At 72.6% G+C, this 16,003-nt stretch carries 17 protein-coding genes; 5 read left to right on the plus strand and 12 right to left on the minus strand.

Going from position 1 to position 16,003, the window contains the following annotated elements:
- Window positions 1-87: 87 nt before the first annotated feature.
- Genes IMZ35_RS20915 through IMZ35_RS20925 form a run of 3 tightly spaced genes read right to left on the minus strand, consistent with a single transcriptional unit; the run spans window position 88 to window position 3,652 of the window.
- A complete protein-coding gene (locus IMZ35_RS20915; protein ID WP_199442819.1) occupies window positions 88-1,848 on the minus strand; it encodes an acetyl/propionyl/methylcrotonyl-CoA carboxylase subunit alpha in 1,761 nt (586 codons plus the stop codon).
- Window positions 1,845-2,057, minus strand: a complete 213-nt coding sequence (locus IMZ35_RS20920; protein ID WP_199442820.1) for an acyl-CoA carboxylase subunit epsilon — start codon at window positions 2,055-2,057, stop codon at window positions 1,845-1,847. Before IMZ35_RS20920 ends, IMZ35_RS20915 begins: the two co-directional genes overlap by 4 nt.
- A complete protein-coding gene (locus IMZ35_RS20925) occupies window positions 2,054-3,652 on the minus strand; it encodes an acyl-CoA carboxylase subunit beta (protein WP_199442821.1) in 1,599 nt (532 codons plus the stop codon). The genes IMZ35_RS20920 and IMZ35_RS20925 overlap by 4 nt, the downstream gene beginning before the upstream one ends.
- 152 nt (window positions 3,653-3,804) lie before the next feature.
- On the opposite strand from IMZ35_RS20925, the gene IMZ35_RS20930 reads away from it, so the two are divergent.
- Complete coding sequence (locus IMZ35_RS20930) at window positions 3,805-4,317, plus strand: flavin reductase family protein (RefSeq protein WP_199442822.1); 513 nt, start codon at window positions 3,805-3,807, stop codon at window positions 4,315-4,317.
- Window positions 4,318-4,339: 22 nt separating this feature from the next.
- Here IMZ35_RS20930 and IMZ35_RS20935 read toward each other — a convergent pair whose 3' ends face one another.
- Window positions 4,340-5,260, minus strand: a complete 921-nt coding sequence (locus tag IMZ35_RS20935; RefSeq protein WP_199442823.1) for an MBL fold metallo-hydrolase — start codon at window positions 5,258-5,260, stop codon at window positions 4,340-4,342.
- 388 nt (window positions 5,261-5,648) lie between these two features.
- Between IMZ35_RS20935 and IMZ35_RS20940 the strand changes: the two genes are divergently transcribed.
- On the plus strand, window positions 5,649-6,353 hold the full coding sequence (locus IMZ35_RS20940; protein ID WP_307868511.1) for an AfsR/SARP family transcriptional regulator: 705 nt from the start codon (window positions 5,649-5,651) through the stop codon (window positions 6,351-6,353).
- A 150-nt stretch (window positions 6,354-6,503) separates the two neighbouring features.
- On the opposite strand, the gene IMZ35_RS20945 is transcribed toward IMZ35_RS20940, so the two are convergent.
- From IMZ35_RS20945 to IMZ35_RS20960, 4 genes are all read right to left on the minus strand, one after another.
- Complete coding sequence (locus IMZ35_RS20945) at window positions 6,504-7,361, minus strand: NmrA/HSCARG family protein (RefSeq protein ID WP_307868513.1); 858 nt, start codon at window positions 7,359-7,361, stop codon at window positions 6,504-6,506.
- 124 nt (window positions 7,362-7,485) lie between these two features.
- A complete protein-coding gene (locus IMZ35_RS20950; RefSeq protein WP_199442825.1) occupies window positions 7,486-8,400 on the minus strand; it encodes an NADP-dependent oxidoreductase in 915 nt (304 codons plus the stop codon).
- 29 nt (window positions 8,401-8,429) lie between these two features.
- Complete coding sequence (locus tag IMZ35_RS20955; RefSeq protein ID WP_199442826.1) at window positions 8,430-10,037, minus strand: MFS transporter; 1,608 nt, start codon at window positions 10,035-10,037, stop codon at window positions 8,430-8,432.
- A gap of 78 nt (window positions 10,038-10,115) precedes the next feature.
- The gene (locus IMZ35_RS20960) at window positions 10,116-10,532 is read right to left on the minus strand and encodes a DUF6069 family protein (RefSeq protein WP_199442827.1); all 417 of its coding nucleotides are present in this window, start codon (window positions 10,530-10,532) and stop codon (window positions 10,116-10,118) included.
- A gap of 100 nt (window positions 10,533-10,632) precedes the next feature.
- Here IMZ35_RS20960 and IMZ35_RS20965 point away from each other — a divergent pair, with 100 nt between their 5' ends.
- Entirely contained in the window at window positions 10,633-11,100 is a 468-nt protein-coding gene (locus IMZ35_RS20965) for a MarR family winged helix-turn-helix transcriptional regulator (protein WP_199442828.1), read from the plus strand.
- A gap of 8 nt (window positions 11,101-11,108) precedes the next feature.
- Here IMZ35_RS20965 and IMZ35_RS20970 read toward each other — a convergent pair whose 3' ends face one another.
- Window positions 11,109-11,939, minus strand: a complete 831-nt coding sequence (locus tag IMZ35_RS20970) for a DUF6081 family protein (RefSeq protein WP_199442829.1) — start codon at window positions 11,937-11,939, stop codon at window positions 11,109-11,111.
- A 40-nt stretch (window positions 11,940-11,979) separates the two neighbouring features.
- Entirely contained in the window at window positions 11,980-12,765 is a 786-nt protein-coding gene (locus IMZ35_RS20975) for an SDR family NAD(P)-dependent oxidoreductase (protein ID WP_199442830.1), read from the minus strand.
- Between the two features lie 177 nt (window positions 12,766-12,942).
- On the opposite strand from IMZ35_RS20975, the gene IMZ35_RS20980 reads away from it, so the two are divergent.
- Window positions 12,943-13,371, plus strand: a complete 429-nt coding sequence (locus IMZ35_RS20980; RefSeq protein ID WP_199442831.1) for a nuclear transport factor 2 family protein — start codon at window positions 12,943-12,945, stop codon at window positions 13,369-13,371.
- A gap of 62 nt (window positions 13,372-13,433) precedes the next feature.
- On the opposite strand, the gene IMZ35_RS20985 is transcribed toward IMZ35_RS20980, so the two are convergent.
- Window positions 13,434-13,772, minus strand: a complete 339-nt coding sequence (locus IMZ35_RS20985; protein ID WP_199442832.1) for an antibiotic biosynthesis monooxygenase — start codon at window positions 13,770-13,772, stop codon at window positions 13,434-13,436.
- Window positions 13,769-14,920 (minus strand): acyl-CoA dehydrogenase family protein, encoded by a 1,152-nt coding sequence (locus IMZ35_RS20990; protein ID WP_199442833.1) that lies wholly within the window; start codon window positions 14,918-14,920, stop codon window positions 13,769-13,771. The genes IMZ35_RS20985 and IMZ35_RS20990 overlap by 4 nt, the downstream gene beginning before the upstream one ends.
- A gap of 260 nt (window positions 14,921-15,180) precedes the next feature.
- Here IMZ35_RS20990 and IMZ35_RS20995 point away from each other — a divergent pair, with 260 nt between their 5' ends.
- Entirely contained in the window at window positions 15,181-15,870 is a 690-nt protein-coding gene (locus tag IMZ35_RS20995; RefSeq protein WP_199442834.1) for a hypothetical protein, read from the plus strand.
- Window positions 15,871-16,003: the final 133 nt, after the last annotated feature.

Consider the following 16,003-nt stretch of genomic DNA (forward strand, 5'->3'; position numbering starts at 1 on the left):
GTTACCGTCGCGTCCCCGGCCGCGCAGCGGGTGGACCACCGCGCTCGACGTGATCTCCGAGCTGTCGGAGGACGTTCCCGCACGAGGTCAGTCGTGGATCTCGCAGACGGCGGCACCTCCCGGAACCGTCGCCCCGACGAGAGCGGTCAGGCCCGTGATCGTGCCCGCGCGGTGCGCGTGCAGCGGCTGCTCCATCTTCATCGCCTCCAGGACGGCGATCAGATCGCCCTCGGTCACCCGATCTCCGTCTCCGACCGCGACCCGCACCACCGTTCCCTGCATCGGTGCGACCACGGCACGCCCGTCGGCGTCCGCTCCGCCGCGACCGGTCGCGGGCCGGGGAAGCCGTCGGCGGGGAACGGCGGCAGCACCGAGGGTGGCCGGCAGCGACACCTCCAGCCGCTGTCCCCCGACCTCCACCACCACGGTCTCCCTGGGCTCCGCCTCCACCTGCTCGGCGGGCGTGCCGTCGAACGGCGGGACGTCGTTGACGTACTCGGTCTCGATCCACCGCGTGTGCACGTCGAAGGCGGTGTCGTGGCCGTGCACCTCCGGGGCGAACGCCCGGTCCCGCACCACCGACAGGTGGAACGGCAGGGTGGTCGCCACGCCGCCCACCTCGAACTCCAGCAGCGCGCGCCGCGCGCGGCGCAGCGCCTGTTCCCTGGTGCTGCCGGTGACGACGAGCTTGGCCAGCAGGGAGTCCCACGCCGGGCCGATCACCGTGCCGGACTCGACACCGGTGTCGACGCGCACCCCGGGACCGCCGGGGAGCACCCACCGGGTGATCGTCCCCGGCGCGGGCAGGAAGCCCCGGCCGGGGTCCTCGCCGTTGACGCGGAACTCGATCGAGTGGCCGCGCGCGGCCACCTCGTCGTAGCCCAGCGGCTCCCCGTCCGCGATCCGGATCATCTCACCGACGAGGTCCACGCCCGTGACCTCCTCGGTGACCGGGTGCTCCACCTGCAACCTGGTGTTGACCTCCAGGAACGAGACGGTGCCGTCCTGGCCGATCAGGAACTCGCACGTCCCGGCCCCGACGTACCCGGCCTCGCGCAGGATCGCCCTGGACGCCGAGGACAGCTGGTCGCGCTGCTCGTCGGTGAGGAACGGCGCGGGCGCCTCCTCCACGAGCTTCTGGTGCCTGCGCTGGAGGCTGCAGTCCCGCGTCGAGACGACCACCACCGTCCCGTGCCGGTCGGCGAGGCACTGGGTCTCGACGTGCCGCGGCCGGTCGAGGTAGCGCTCGACGAAGCACTCGCCGGAGCCGAACGCCAGGGTCGCCTCCCGCACGGCGGAGTCGTACAGCTCGGGGACCTCGGCCATCGTCCGCGCGACCCTCAGGCCCCGGCCGCCACCGCCGTGCGCCGCCTTGATCGCGACCGGCAGTCCGTGCTCGCGGGCGAACTCCAGCACCTCCTCCGGCCCGGAGACCGGACCCGGCGTGCCCGCGACCAGCGGTGCGCCGACGCGCTGCGCGATGCGCCGGGCCGCGACCTTGTCGCCGAGGGCGCGGATCGCGTGCGGCGGCGGGCCGATCCAGATCAGGCCGGCGTCGAGCACGGACGCGGCGAACTCGGCGTTCTCCGACAGGAAGCCGTAGCCGGGGTGGACCGCGTTCGCGCCGGACTCCGCCGCCGCCCGCAGCAGCTTCGCGCCGTCGAGGTAACTGGTCGCCGGCACGTCGCCGCCGAGGGCGAAGGCCACGTCCGCGGCACGTACGTGCGGTGCGTCGCGGTCCGGGTCCGCGTAGACGGCGACGCTGCGCAGCCCGGCGTCGCGGCAGGCCCTCGCCACGCGCACAGCGATCTCCCCGCGGTTGGCGATCAGGACGGTGTGCGCGGTCATCGGTGTCCCCCGGTGCGACGGTGGACGGGGCGCGATCCCCAGCCGGGAAGCGGTGCCGACGCCCAGCCCCGCTCGTGGCCGCGCGGCCACGACGCCGCGGCGGCCGGAGGCGGGTCGGTGCGGGTGCGGAGGGCGGCGAGCACCACGACGGTCAGCGCCGCGACCTGTTCGGGCGTCGGGTCGCCGCGCAGCACGCGGATGCCGGTCACTGCGGCTGGTTCCCGTGCTTGCGGACGGGCAGCGGCACGTGCTTGGCGCGCAGCATCGCCAGTGCGGCGACGAGACGGGGCCGGGTCTCGGCCGGGTCGATCACGTCGTCGACCAGACCGCGCTCCGCGGCGTAGTAGGGGTGCACGAGTTCGTCGCGGTACTCCTCGACCCGTTCCCGCCTGGTGCGCGCGGGGTCGTCCGAAGCCTCGATCTCGCGGCGGAACACCACGTTCGCCGCGCCCTCCGCTCCCATCACGGCGATCTCGTTGACCGGCCAGGCGAGCGACAGGTCCGTCCCGATCGACCGCGAGTCCATGACGATGTAGGCGCCGCCGTAGGCCTTGCGCACGATCACCTGGACGCGGGGTACGGTCGCGTTGCAGTAGGCGTACAACAGCTTCGCGCCGTGCCGGATGATCCCGCCGTGCTCCTGGCCGACGCCGGGCAGGAACCCCGGAACGTCCACGAAGGACACCAGCGGGACGTTGAACGCGTCGCACGTCGTCACGAACTTCGCCGCCTTCTCCGAGGCGGAGATGTCGAGCACACCGGCCATGGCCGTGGGCTGGTTGGCGACGATGCCGACGACGTGTCCGTCCAACCGCGACAGTGCGCACACGACGTTCGTCGCCCAGTTCTCGTGCACCTCGAAGAACTCGCCGTGGTCGACCACCTCGGCGATCACCGACCGGATGTCGTAGGCCCGGCTCGGGTCGGCGGGCACGAGGTCGAGCAGGGCGTCGCCGCGCCGGTCGGCGGGGTCGGTCGACGGCACGTGCGGCGGCAGCTCGCGGTTGTTGGCCGGGAGCATCGACAGCAGGTAGCGCACGTTCTCCAGGCAGCTCTCCTCGTCGTCGTGGGCGAACCCCGCCACCCCCGAGACGGTCGCGTGCACGTCCGCGCCGCCGAGTCCGTCGTGGCTGATCACCTCGCCGGTCACCGCCTGCACGACGTCCGGGCCGGTGATGAACATCTGGGAGGTGTCGCGGACCATGAAGACGAAGTCGGTGAGCGCCGGCGAGTACGCCGCGCCACCGGCGCACGGCCCCATGATCACGCTGATCTGCGGCAGGACACCGGAGTTGCGGACGTTGCGGGTGAAGATCCCGCCGTACCCGGCCAGCGCCGTGACGCCCTCCTGGATGCGCGCGCCAGCGCCGTCGCAGAGCCCGACGATCGGCGCACCCGCCGCCTCGGCCAGGTCCATGACCTTGTGGATCTTCTGCGCGTGCGCCTCGCCGAGCGCGCCGCCGAAGATGCGGAAGTCGTGCGCGTAGACGAAGACCGTGCGTCCGTGGACCAGGCCCCAGCCGGTGACGACGCCGTCGGTGTGCGGCCTGCGGTCCTCCAGGCCGAACCCGGTCGCGCGGTGCCTGCGCAACGACTCCACCTCCGTGAAGGTGCCCTCGTCGAACAGCAGGCCGATCCGCTCGCGGGCGGTGAGCTTCCCCTTGGACCTCTGCGCCTCGGTGGCCCGTGCGCTCGGCCCCTCGTGCACCCGCTCGCGCAACCGTGCCAGTTCCGCCGTCCGCTCCCGCAGGTCCGGGCGGCGCGTGGTGGTGTCCGCGGAGGACCTGTCGTCGAGGATCGTCATGTCCACCTCTTCTGATCGCACGTGGGTCCGTGGTGCCGCCGAGTCTCACGCGGGCCGCTCCAGGCGGACTCGACGCCGCCTGGAACCGAGCGCGGCTCCACCGGTGTTCCAGCGGGGCCGCCGACACTCGGTCGCACGTCGAGCAGAGAGCGGTGATCAGGGTGGCGATCAGCAGCGCGGTGTTCCGGGACCTGTTCGGGTCCTTCCCCACGCCGGTGGCGGTGGTGACGACCACCGCCGCCGACGGCACGCCCCGCGGCTTCACGTGCAACGCGTTCTCCGCGATCTCGGCCGATCCGCCGCTGCTGCTGGTGTGCGTCGACCGCCGGTCCAGGACGCTGCACGCGCTGCGGTCGTCGAAGGGCTTCGCGGTGCACGTCCTCGGCGACGGCGGGCAGGCGATCTCCGAGTTGTTCGCCGAGCGCTCCGACCACAAGTTCGCCGGTCTGGCGTGGCGGCCGTCGGCGGTCGCCGGGGGTGCGCCCGTGCTCCTGGAGGGCACGCGGGCGCACGCGGAGTGCACCGTGGAGCGGATCGTCGAGGCCGGGGACCACAGCGTCGTGATCGGCCTCGTCGAGAACGCCGAGGTGCTCGCCCGTGACCCGCTGCTGTACCAGCGGCGGTCGTACGCGGTGTGGCCCGGCGTGCCGACGCCCGTGCGGTGATCCGCCGGGCGTCGGCGCGTCGTCAGGCGTGGCAGGCGGGGAGGGACCCGTGGTACTCGACCAGGTCGCCGAACGCGGTGGCGACGTCCAGTGCCGCCCCCTCCGCCGCGCCCGCCGCCTCCGCGTACGCGCGGTGCAGGTTCGCCACGAGCCGTTCGCCGTCGAGCAGCGCGGCGAACTCGCCGAGGTCGGCCTCGCGGGCGACCTCCAGGGGCGTCGCGCCCGCCGCGACGCCGTCCTCCGCGAGGGCGCGGACCCACACCAGGTAGCGCTCCGCGGTGTCGAACACCTCCGGGCCGCTCACCGGCCCGTGTCCCGGCACGACGGTCCGCGCGCCGAGGGCGCGCAGCCGTGCCGTCACGGCGAGGGACCCGGTGATCGAACCCATCATCACGAACGGCGTGACGCCCGCCATCACGAGGTCGCCGGTGAACAGCACGCGGTGCTCCGGCAGCCAGACGGCGGTGTCGTTGGTGGTGTGGGCCACGCCGAGGTGCATCAGCTCGGCGGTGGTCCCGCCGACGGTGAGCGTCAGCCGGTCGCGGAAGGTCAGGGTCGGCAGGACGACCTCGACGTCGCCCCAGCACACGTCCGGCCACAGTCCAGTCAGGTGCAGGCCGATCTCCGCCATCTCCGCGCGGGTGCGTTCGTGGCCGACCACGACGGCCTCCGGGAACACGAAGTTGCCGAACGTGTGGTCGCCGTGGGAGTGGGTGTTGACGACCACCCTCGGCGGGGCGGGCGCGACGGCCAGGACGGTGTCGCGCAGCCTTCTCGCCCGCGCCTCGGTGGCGGCGGTGTCGATCAGGGCGGAGTCGCCGCCGGAGGTGATCAGTCCGGCGTTGTTCAGGCACCAGCCGCCGTCCGGCTGGACGTGGGCGAAGACGCCGTCGGCGATCTCGTGCAGCCGGGCGTTCGCCGCGGCTCGGGATTCGGTGGTCATCCCCGGAGCGTCGCCGGAGGAGATCGTGATCCGCTCGAACGCCCCTGGAACCAGGAACGCGATGATACCGCACCGAATTCGTCCGATCGGGCGAATTCGGACACGATCGCGTGATTTCAGAAATCTTTTCAGGTTCTTTGTGCGCCCTGAGAGCGCTTCCGCACCACGACCGACGACATTAGCGGATGATGAGTCCACCAACAGTTCGTGATCATTCATAAATGCTCGTTGCGGAATTGAGCACCCGAAGCTACTGTGACACTGCGGGTGTCCTGGGGGAATCCGCTGAGTCGGCTTCGGGGGAATCCGGCTCGCACGACACTTGGGGGGACGTGTGTTTCAGTTCAGGCTGCTCGGACCTGTTGACGTCGTACTCGCCGACGGAAGGGTGATCGAACCGGGATCGGAGAAGATCTGCAAGGTTCTGGCGCTGCTGTCGTTGCGGCACGAGGTGACCAGCGTCGATCTGCTGGTCCGCGAACTGTGGGACGACAGACCGCCGCGCAGTGCGCTGACCACGTTGCAGACCTACGTCTACCACACCCGTCGCATGTTCGAGCGCGAGTCCTTGACCAGGAGCGGAAGGCCGTTGCTGGTCACCAGGCCGCCCGGTTACGAACTGCGGGTCTCGGTCGACGAGGTCGACGCCGCGCTCTTCGAACGATCCGTCGCCGAGGGCCGTGCCCTGCTCGACGCGGGGCGGGCCGAGGATGCCTCGAAGATCCTCCGCGAGGCGCTGGCCCTGTGGCGGGGACCCGCACTGGCCAACATTTCCGGCGGTGACGTCCTGCGCGGGCACATCAGCCACCTCGAGGAGTTGCGAATCCGCGCGCTCGAACTCCGCATCGAAGCGGACTGCGCGTCGGGAAGGCGCCGGGACCTGATTCCCGAGTTGCGCGCGCTCGTGGTCGCCTATCCGCTCAACGAGTGGTTCCACTGCCAGTTGATCGACGGACTCCGGCACGGGGGCAGGCGGGCCGAGGCGTTGCGGGCTTATCAGGACCTGCGCCGGATACTGGACGAAGAACTGGGCCTGGAACCCATGGCCGAAGTCCGCCGGCTGCACCTCGACCTGCTGGCGTCGACCGCGTGATCCACCGGCCGGGCGACCCGCGATCGACCTCCGGGAAACAGAACGGCGTCGTCCGGCCGGGACGTTCGGAAGTGATCTGTCACGCGTGGGCGGCGGCACCGTCGAGAACTGCTCGACGGTGCCGCCGCCAGGTGGCGGTGGGACGACCGGTCAGCCGCCGCGCGGGGCGGGCGTCCAGTTCACCTTCTTCAACCAGTGCTCCAGCGTGGTCAACCCGGGGTGCTGGGCGCGCAGCGCCGGGATGTCCGCCGTGTAACCGATCCGGTTGAGCCAGTCGTAGGCGACGGCCTGCCACGGGTTCGTCTTCTCCAGTTCCGCCATCGGGATCGACTCGAACCGGGTCGGCACACCGGTGTGGCGCTGGAACACCGCGGCGATCTCGTCGCCCGTCAGCTCGTCACCGGCCAGGTCGATGCTCGCGCCCAGGTGGGTGTCGGGGTCGTCGAACGCGTCCGCCGCGAAGAACCCGTTGTCCGCGGCCGAGATCATCTGGAGCGGAACGCCGACCGCGAGCCCCCGGCGGTAGACCAGCTCGTCGCCGACGAGCGTCGGCGGGAACATGTCGTTGGCCAGGTTCTCCATGAAGTACGCGGGCCGCAGGAAGGTCGCGGGCAGCCCGTTCTCCCGGATCCGCTCCTCGATCCGCAGCTTCGCCTCGCGCCAGTGCACGCCCTCCGGCCGTTCGGCGCCGCCGACCGAGCTGTGCACGAAGTGCTCGACGCCGACCTCCGCCGCGACGTCGGCGACGAGCTTGCCGTGCCGCTCCTCACCGGGCACGCCCGCCTCGCCGAGCGGGGTCTGGACGCTGAAGACGCCGTGAGCGCCGGACATCGCCGCGCGCAGCGAGTCCGCGTCGTCCATGTCCCCGCGCACCAGGGTCGCTCCCCCGGCCCGCAGGGCCAGGGCGGCGGGGTGCTCGGGATCGCGCACGAGCGCGTGCACGGCCCAGCCGCGCTCCAGCAGGTGCCGGGCGGTCGAGCCACCCTGCTTGCCGGTGGCGCCGAACACGAGGATCCATCTCTGGTCTGGTGGCAACGGTCTGTCCTCCATCGGTGGGCACGTCCGCCTTCGCACGTCGTTCCACCGTGTCACCGGCCGCTGGAAGGCCGGTGGAACACCGGTCGACGTGGCCTCAGTCGGCGACGAGCACGACCTTGCCGCGGACGTGCCCGGTCTCGACCTCGCGGTGGGCCAGGGCGGCCTCCGCGAAGGGGTACGCCCGCTGGACGTGGATCCGCAGCTTGCCGTCCGCGTAGAGCTGGGTCAGCTCGGCCAGCCGCGCCGCGGTGCGGGTGCCGCCGAGCATGGCCACGCCGTGCTGACGGCTGCCCACGTAGTCGCCGATGGTTCCGACGCGGCCCCGGTCCTCGACGAGCTCCAGCGACGGGGCGATGGCGTCCCGGCCGGCGGCGTCGAGCGCCGCGTCGACTCCCTGCGGCGCCAGCTCCCGAACCCGGTCGACGAGCCCGGGACCGTACGCGACCGGGACCGCGCCCAGGTCGCGGAGGTAGTCGTGGTTGCGCTCGCTCGCCGTGCCGACGACCGCGGCGCCCCACTCGCGCGCGAGCTGCACGGCCATCGTGCCGACGCCGCCCGCCGCGCCGTGGATCAGCACGGTGTCGCCCGCGCCGACCTTCAACGCGGACAGCGCGATGTGCGCGGTCTGCCCGCAGACGGACAGGACACCGGCGTGCTCCCACGGCATTCCGGGCGGCTTGGCGACCACGTTCTGATCGCTGACGGTCACCACCTCGCCGCAGGCGTTCATCGAGGTGAACGCAATGACCTCGGCACCGGCCTCCCAGCCGGTCACACCCTCGCCGACCTCGTCGACCACACCGGCGAACTCGTTCCCGACCGTCTGGGGGAAGCTCACCTCGACGTACCCCTTGACGTCGCCGCGGCGGACGGCCGTGTCGAAGGGCTGCACCCCGGCAGCCCGCACGCGCACCCGCAGTTCGCCGGGGCCCGCGTGCGGCTCCTCGATCTCCACCGTCTCCAGCACTTCCGGTCCCCCGTAGCGGGAGAAGGCGACCGCCTTGGACATGACTCTCCTCGTGTTGTCGTGTTCCCGGTTCATCGAGCCGACTCGGCGCTCCGCACGGGCACGTCCTCGGGCTTCCACGGCCGATCGGCCTTCTGCTCTCCCCCGCTCCAGGCGTTCGCCGCGCCGGGCGGCGGCTTGCCCGGCAACCACCGGAACACCACCGCCGCGCCGATCAGCGCCACGATCGCGGCGCACAGCGAACTCACGTGCATCGCGGCCACGAACGAGTCCTTGGCGGAGCTGATCAGACCGGCCGCCTGATCGGGAACGTCGTGCGCCGCGGCGAACGTCGCCTCGATCGACTCACCGGCCGCGGCACGCCGCTCCACCGGGAGCGCGTCGAGCGCGCCGCCGATCTCGGACCGGTAGGCGGCGCCGAGGACCGAGCCGAGGACCGCCACCCCGAGCGCCTGCCCGACCTGGCGCACGGTGTTGTTCATGGCCGAGCCGACACCGGCCTTCTCCCTCGGCAGCGACATCATGATCGACACCGCGGCCGGTGGCATGACGTTGGCGATCCCCGTGCCGAGCACGAAGAACACCGGCAGGATCGCCCACAGCGGGGTCCGCTCCTCGACGAGCACGAGCGCGCCCAGCGCGGCCGCGACGACGAGCAGTGCGGTCGAGCACACCGCCCTCGGCCCGAACCGGGCCGAGATCCGCGCGCTGAGCGGCCCGAAGATCATCATCGCCACGGCCAGCGCCAGCGTGCACGCGCCAGCCCGCAGGGGCGTGTAGCCACGCACCGACTGCATGTAGAACGCGCTGAAGAAGAGGAACCCCGCCATCGCGAACGAGACGAGCCCCACGGCCGCGACGGCGACGCTGAAGGCGGGGCGGCGGAAGAAGGAGACGTCGAAGGCGGGCTGGACGGTGCGCTTCTCGTGCAGCACGAACAGCACCAGCACGGCGATCCCCGCCACGATCGTCAGCCACGTGGAGGGCGCGGTGAACGACGCCAGGCGACCGCCCTCGATGACGCCGTGCACGATCAGCGCCAGGCCCACGACGGACAGCGCCATGCCGCCCACGTCGAGTCCGCGGGTCCGCGGCGCGCGCGACTCCGGCACGACCACCGCCACCGCGACGAGCGTGGCCGCCACCAGCGGCACGTTGATCAGGAAGATCGAGCCCCACCAGAAGTGTGCGAGCAGCACGCCGCCGGTGATCGGGCCGAGGGCGAGGGCGACGCCGATCGCCGCGGTCCAGACGCCGATCGCCCTCGGCCGTTCCCGCTGCGGGAACACGGCGGCGATGACGGCCAGCGTGCACGGCATGACCGCGGCGGCCCCGACGCCCATCGCGCTGCGCGCGACGATCAGCTGGAGCGCGTCCTGCGAGTAGGCCGAGGCCACCGAGGCCAGGCCGAACAGGGCCAGCCCCAGCGAGAGCACCCGCTTGCGCCCGACCCGGTCGGCCAGGACGCCCCAGCTGAACAGGAGCGCGGCGAAGACGAGGGTGTAGGCGCTGAGCGCCCACTCCAGCTCGCTGTGCGTCGCACCGAGCCCCGCGGCCGGGTCGGCCAGGGTCGTGAGGGACACGTTGAGGATCGTCGTGTCGATGACGATCGCCATCAGGCAGCCGACCAGCACGGCGAGGATCCGCCACCGCCTCGGATGACCGGGGTCCTGGTTCACTTCGTCGCCTCGTTTCCGTTCCTGCCCGCCGCGGCGGGGACGCCCGTGCGGGCGGGTGGTTCGCGCGGTCCCCCCGGGTCAGACCCCGGCGCGCGCGGTCCGGCGCATGCCGACGACCAGGACCAGGGCGAGCGAGAGGTGGACCAGGCCGAGCAGCAGGCGCTCGGTCGTGGTGAAGCCGGGCATGTACGGCAGGGTCCCGAGGAACACGATCACGGCGACCGCGGTCCAGATCGTCAGCGCCCTGGCACCGGCGAACCGTTCGAGCAGGGCCAGCGACGCCCAGCCCGCCAGCACCGCCGCGACGGCGGTGCCGAGGACCGGGACCGGTTCGAGCGCGGTGCGGGCGTCCGAGCCGAAGCTCTCCGGGACCGTGATGTCGAACCCGAACACGTAGGTGATGAGCGCCCAGAGGAGCACGGGTGTCGCGATCGCCGCCGCGGCGACCACGGCGCGGTCCCGCTGTCTGGTGCTCCGGGCCTGGGTGGTGGTCATGTGCGCCTCCGTCGACTGCTGTGCGCAAGTAGGTGAGTTCAGCAACTGTATGCTCGACGCAGACAAATGGCAACGCGCATGTTTCGGGTAGCCTGATCGTATGAACGACCCGTCTCTGGCCCTCATCGAGCAGGCGCTGGGCCGGTTGCGGCGCAACCAGGTCCGGCGCAGCCTCGGCCAGATCTCCGAGCACCGGCCCGCGGAGCGCGTCGACCTGAGCCTGATACCGGTGCTGTACGCGGTGGAGGAGGGCGCCGAGAACGACGGCGAGGGGGTCACCGTGGGCCTGGTCGCCGACCGGATCGGCCTCGACCCGTCCAGGGCCAGCCGGATGGTGGGGTCCGCCATCCAGGCCGGGTACCTGGAGCGGGTGGCCTCGCAGACGGACGGGCGGCGCATCCAGCTCAGGCTCACCGAGGCGGGCGCCGACCTCGCCGGGCGGAGCCACGAGTTCCGCCAGGCGTTCCTCGGCCGGACGATCGCGCACTGGTCCGAGCACGACCGCTCCGAGCTGGCCCGGCTGTTCAGCCGGTTCGCCGAGGAGCTGACCAGGATCGATCCCTGCTGACAGCGCGGTCACCCGGTGGTGGTGACCGCGGCGTGCCGTGCGCGGAGCCTGACGCCCTGCCCGAACGACCGCTCGGTGAACACGCCGAGGCCGAGGCTCAACTGGCGCGGCAGGATCTCCTCCTCCGGGCCGTCCTCGTTCTTCTTCAGGTACCGGGGGTCCAGCGAGCGCAGCCCGATCCGCTCGACGGCGAGCACGTCGGTCCCGTCCAGCCGCCACCGGACCACGCCCGCCGCCGCGTCGAGGCGGACGACGAGGTCGTGGAGGCGGCCCGGCTCCCGCGCGGCCACCGGGACGGCGTAGGAGAACGCCGCGTGCGTCCCGCCCGGCCGGGGCAGCCGCTCGTAGAGCGCGTACACCCTGCGCCGCGTCAGCACGAAGTCGAACACCAGTCCCGACTCCAGGTCGACGCAGATCATCCCGGCCATGCCCAGCCGCAGGTCCGAGTCGGGGTCGACCCCGCAGTCGGCGAGGTCGTGCTGGTCGAGCCCGAAGAACTGCGCCGACATCCGCACGCACGCGGCGAACACCTCCCCCGGCCGCACGTCGAAGCCCTGCACGCCCGCCGACGAGGTGTGCTCGGCGAAGGCCGCCCACCGGATGTGCTCGACCGGTTGGCCGGGGGCCGTACCGGCGAACGCGGGATCGCCGGTGCCGGGGTGGACACCGGGCGGCTCCACGACCAGGCCCGCGGCCGAGGTGCGCGCGACGCCGTCCCCTGCGGGCAGGGAGCCGGACGGGCGCAGTCGCCACCGGGGCTCGGGGAACCCCGTGCTGAAGTCGTCCTGGAACACCGGGCCGCCGCGGACGGCGGAGCGGGTCTCGTCGGTGGATGTCATCGTCGGCTCCTCCTGGAGTCTCGTGCCTGGCCGGGGCGGCCTAGTAGTTGCCGAGGCCGCCGCAGACGTTGAGCGCCTGCGCGGTGACCGCGCCCGCGTCGTCGCCGATCAGGTACTCGACCATCGCCGACACCTCGCGCGGCTCCACGTAGCGGCCGATCGGGACCCTGGTGGTGATCCGCGCGCGCGTCTCCTCCTCGTCGACGCCCCAGATGCCCGCGTAGTGGGCGCGGACGCGCTCGGCCATCGGCGTCTCCACGAAGCCGGGGCACACCGCGTTGACCGTGATGCCGGTCTTCGCGAGCTCCAGCCCCCACGCCTTCGTCAGGCCCACGACGCCGTGCTTGGACGCCGAGTACGGTGCGCCGTGCAGCACGCCCTGCTTGCCGCCGGTGGACGCGATGTTGACGACGCGTCCGGCTCCCCGGCCGAGCATCCCGCCGGCCGTGAGGACCTCCTTGGTCACCACGAACACGCTGTTGAGGTTCGTGTTGACCACGTCGAACCAGAGCTCGTCCTCGATCTGCGCGGTGATCCCGCCGCCGTTGCGGCCCGCGTTGTTGACCAGCACGTCGATCGGGCCGAAGCGGTCGACGGCCGACCGCACGAGCTGGCGGACCTGCTCGGGAACGCTCACGTCACAGGTCCGGCCGTCCACGTCGAGGCCCTCGTCGCGCAGCTCCTCGACCGTCGTGGCGAGCACGTCGTCGTGCCGCGCGCAGATGTAGACGCTGATGCCCGCGCGGGCCAGGCGCCGGGTGATGTCCAGGCCGATCCCGCTGGTGGCCCCGGTGACCAGGGCCACCCGCCGGGTCTTGTCCGTCATGTTCTTCCTCCGTTGCTCCGGCCGTCGCCGAGATGGCCGAATGCTCGCCGGAGCCGCTCGACCACCGGTCGAGCACGCCTCGACGCACCGCGGCACGTGCCGGCGTCGAGCGGGCGTCGAGCCGCGCGGTCCACCGTGGAGCCGGCTGACCGACCAGCTGCCCGCAGGAGGAGTCGCATGACCAGCACGGTTTCCCGCACCGACCTCTACGCCGAGGTCCAGCAGTTCTACGCCCGGCAGATGCAGCTGCTCGACGGCGGCGCGTTCGAGGCCTACGCCGAGACCTTCACCGAGGACGGCGAGTTCCGGCACACCCCCGGACGCGATCCCGCCCGCACCAGGGCGGGCATCAGCGCCGAGCTGCACGACTTCCACCGGCGGTTCGACGGCGACCCGGTGCAGCGCAGGCACTGGTTCGGCATGATCGACCTGGAGCCGCAGGACGACGGCAGCGTCCGGTCCGCGGTGTACGCCCTGGTGATCACCACCCGGCCGGGCGGCAAGCCCGACGTCGCTCCGAGCTGCGTGGTGCACGACGTGCTGGTGCGGGTGGACGGCGAGCTGCTCACCCGGTCCCGGCGGGTCGAGCACGACCAGCTCGTCTGATCCGCGCGCGAATGCGGTGGCGGTGACCGGTCCGGGTCGCCGCCACCGCGTTCGCGCGGGTGTCAGCTCGCCGCGATCGACCTGGCGAGCGTGTACCCGACCATCTCCAGGCCCTCGACGCCCTCGACGGCGGTGATCGCCGACCGGAGGGAGCCCGCGCCGGGGTTGTCGCGGAACGACTCCCGGTAGTCCTCCTCGCTCGCCCACTGCGCGTAGTTGACGATCCGGGAACCGTCGAGGCTCACGTGGTAGTTCGCCGAGACGAAGCCCGGCCGGTGCCTCACCCACTGCTCGACCTCGCGCGAGAGCAGGTCGAGCAGGGGCGCGTGCGCGGCCGGGTCGTTCACGGTGATGGTGACCAGGGCGACGAAGCCCGTGCCCGGCCGGGTGACGTCGATCATCTCTCCTCCGAGGGGTGGTCCGCGAGCAGCTGACCGGCGTACGCGGCGGCCGCCGGCTCGAACTGGAGCACGACGTGGCTGGACGCGGCGTTGACGTCGCGCCAGAAGCGCTGGATCGAGTTCGTCGAGGACTGGCCCGAGGTGCCCGCCGCGCGGAACAGCCGGTTCACCGCGGTGACGAGCAGGTCGACGGCGACGGCGCAGTCGCGGGTGTTGCGGGCGACCAGCGCGGGCGGGACGACGCCCCGGTCGGCGACGCCAGCGGCGCGTTCGAGCAGCAGCTGAGCCGCGTCGATCTCGGCCGACGCGCGGGTCAGCGTCAGCTCGTGGGTCTGCGGGCCACCGGTGGTCCCGGTCCGCGGCGGGGCGTTCCTGGTCTTCTCCCTGACGTACCCGGTCCACGCGGCGAGCGCGCCGCGGGCCGCGCCCAGCACCGGAGCCGCGAACGACAGTCCGTTGACGGCCCGCAGCGGTGCCGTGCGGCACGCCGCGGCCGATCCCGCCGCCAGTCCCGCCGCGAGCCGGTCGCGGGCGAACGAGTGCGTCGAGGGGACGAAGACGTCCTCCAGCACGAGGGTGTTGCTGCCGGTCCCCCGCATCCCCACGGAGAACCAGGTGTCCTCGATCCGGTACGCGGCACGGGGGACGGCGAAGAACCGCGCTTCGGGCGCACCCGCGGCGGCGACCGTCCCGCACACCAGCGCCCAGTCGGAGAAGTCGACCGCGCTGACGAAGCTCCAGGTGCCGGACAGGCGCCACCCGCCGCCGACCGGTTCGGCGCGGCCGACCGGCACGAGCGCGCCGACGATGAGCGCGTCCGGTCCCCGCGACCAGACGTCGGCCTGCCCCTCGGCGGGCAGGAACGCGGCCATCCGGCCGAGGCTCGCCGTCAGCGAGGCGAACCAGGCGGTCGACGCGCACGCTTCTCCGAGCGCGGCCACCGCCAGGGTGAGTTCGAGGAAGCCGCCGTCGCGGCCGTGCCACGCGGCGGGCACGAAGTGCCGCGCGTACCCGGCGTCGAGCACGGCGCGCACGACGTCCGGAGCGAGGCGGCGGTTCGCCTCCGCCTCGTCGGCGCACCGGGCCGCGACGGCGGCGACCTCCTCCGTCGTGGTCGGACTGTCTTGCGCGAGCGGGTGGTCCAGCACTCCGGCCGCCTCCTTCGTCAGGCAGTGGTCTTTCCCGGAGGATCGCCCGCCCCGCTCGACCCGAACTCGACTCCCGCTCGGCCCGCACGGCGGTCGCCGGGGCGCGGAAACCGCCTCGCCCGCGTTCGACCGGCTTTCGAGCGCAGCTCGATCACCCCCGCTTAGAAATGCCCGACCGCACCGGCCGAAGTGGACCGGACCGCAGGGGCCCGGTCCACCGACCGCCACCGAACAGCTCCACGACAGCAGAGGAACGACGCATGACCCTCCACTCGACATGGGCCACCCGTCTGGTCGCAGTCGGCGCCATCGCGCTCGCGGGCATCGCTCCGACCGGCGTCGCGGCCGCGGCCGCGACCGGTCCGGCGACACCGGGCGTGGAAGCGCTCGCCGGGCCGGGTTACCGGAGCACCGCGACCACGGTGGACTACGACTGCCTGGTGACCTTCCCCGGTGGCAGCGCCACCATGCCGTACAGCCTCACCTTCACGGTGACCGCGCCGACGTCGGTGGCGCCGTACGGCATCTTCGGCATCGCCTTCGACCCACCGGCGATCACGCCGAACCCGGCGTTCCAGAGCGACGTCCGCGGCGTCGAGCTCCAGTTCCGGCTGCCCGCGAACGCGACGCTGCTCGGCCACGTGCTCCACGGCGGCAGCAACCTCGGCGGCAGCACGCCGACCGTGGAGCGCAGGGGGAACGTCCTGGTGCTCAAGGCCCCGGGTCCCTTCCAGGCGAACGCGCCGTTCGAACTGCCGACCCTGGCGGTCGGTCTCCTGGCGGGCAGCGGCGGCGTGCTGCTGTCCTCGACCGGCGGCACGGGCGTCGACAACCCGTCCTTCCGCTGGACGCGGAACAGCGTGAGCCCCGGCGACCCGCCCGGCACGCTCCGTCCGCTCCTGTGCGAGCCGCCCGCGCCGGTGACGTTCTCCACGACCGCGATCGGCTGATCCGCCGGTCGCGAACGCCGGGCGGGCACCGCGGGGAAGTCCGCCGCCCGCCCGGCACACCGATCGTCGAGCCGCGTCCGAGCGCAGCGCGCCACGCTGCTCCCACCACCGCACGACCAGCAGGAACCGTTGT

It is taken from the genome of Umezawaea beigongshangensis, assembly GCF_016464305.1.
Taxonomy (GTDB): domain Bacteria; phylum Actinomycetota; class Actinomycetes; order Mycobacteriales; family Pseudonocardiaceae; genus Umezawaea_A; species Umezawaea_A beigongshangensis.